Source organism: Gordonia sp. QH-12, from assembly GCF_001578675.1.
Lineage (GTDB): Bacteria > Actinomycetota > Actinomycetes > Mycobacteriales > Mycobacteriaceae > Gordonia > Gordonia sihwensis.
Window position 1 is genome coordinate 1 of the sequence record NZ_KQ969330.1, and the last position, 1,234, is coordinate 1,234.

Genomic DNA, 1,234 nt, shown 5'->3' on the forward strand with positions numbered 1-1,234 from the left:
GGCGGATTCAAGCGGTCAGTGCAACGAGTCCTGTGAGATGAGGCAGTCACTGATCACAGGAGGATCCGGATGCAGGGCAAGCACGGTCATCTCAGTCGGGAGCAGAAGCGGCTGGCACTCAGGCTGCATGCGAGGGGTTGGCGGCTGGTCGACATCGCCAAGGAGATCGGCTGCAGCGCGCCGATGGTCGGGATCATGGCCCGCACCGGCAGGCACGCCGACGCCAAGCCGTTCGGCTGGGAGCCACGCCAGGGCTGCCTGACGATTGACGAGCGCGAGCAGATCCTGGTGGGGATCAATCGTGGCGACACCTTCACCGCGATCGCCGAGCACCTGGGGCGCGCGGTGTCGACCATCAGCCGCGAGGTGAAGCGCGGCGGTGGTCGCTGCGGCTACTCGGCATGGCATGCGCACGAACGCGCTCGCGATCAAGCTCGTCGGCCGAAGTCTTTCAAGCTCGCGTCAGGCCGGTTGCTCGAGGAGGTCTCCAGCCGGCTGGAGCAGTTGTGGTCCCCCGAGGAGATCGCGGCGCGCCTACGGTTGGATCACGCCGATGATCCGGAGATGCGCGTGAGCCACGAGACGATCTACCAGTCCCTGTTTGTCCAGGGCCGAGGCGAGTTGCGCCGCGAGTTGGCGCGGTGTCTACGGTCCGGAAGAGCGGCCCGAAAGCCCCGCGGCACCACTGACGGCCGCGGCCGGATCCCCGGCATGGTGATGCTCAGCGAACGCCCCGCAGAAGCCGACGACCGCGCCGTGCCCGGACACTGGGAAGGCGACCTCATCCTTGGCGAGGGCAGCCGCAGCGCGGTCGGGACGCTCGTCGAGCGATCGACGCGGATGACGCTGCTGTTGCACCTCCCAGATGGCAAGACAGCCGAGCAGGTCGAGGCAGCGATGCGCGCCGCGATCAGCAAACTACCGTCCTCGTTGGCCAGAACGATCACCTGGGACCAGGGCGCGGAGATGTCGCAGCACGCGGCGTTCACCACTGCCACGGGTATCCCGATCTACTTCTGCGATCCCCACTCGCCCTGGCAGCGCGGGAGCAACGAGAACACCAACGGCCTGTTGCGTCAGTACCTGCCCAAGGGCACCGACCTGAGCGCCGTCACCCGCGAGGAGTTGGACGCGATCCAGGACAGCCTCAACAGCCGACCGCGCAAGACTCTGGGCTATCTGACACCATCAGAGAAGCTCGCAGAGCTTCTTGCGCCCACCGCTTGAATCCGCC

1 protein-coding gene is annotated in these 1,234 nt (G+C 66.8%); it reads left to right on the top strand.

Features of this window, described 5'->3' with window-relative positions; translation table 11 throughout:
* Positions 1-69: 69 nt before the first annotated feature.
* On the top strand, positions 70-1,227 hold the full coding sequence (locus Y710_RS18325) for an IS30 family transposase (protein WP_006896665.1): 1,158 nt from the start codon (positions 70-72) through the stop codon (positions 1,225-1,227).
* Positions 1,228-1,234: the final 7 nt, after the last annotated feature.

Bases quoted from the DNA above. Each gene is read 5' to 3' on its own strand.
- Y710_RS18325 (WP_006896665.1), top strand. From the start codon at position 70: ATGCAGGGCAAGCACGGTCATCTCAGTCGGGAGCAGAAGCGGCTGGCA.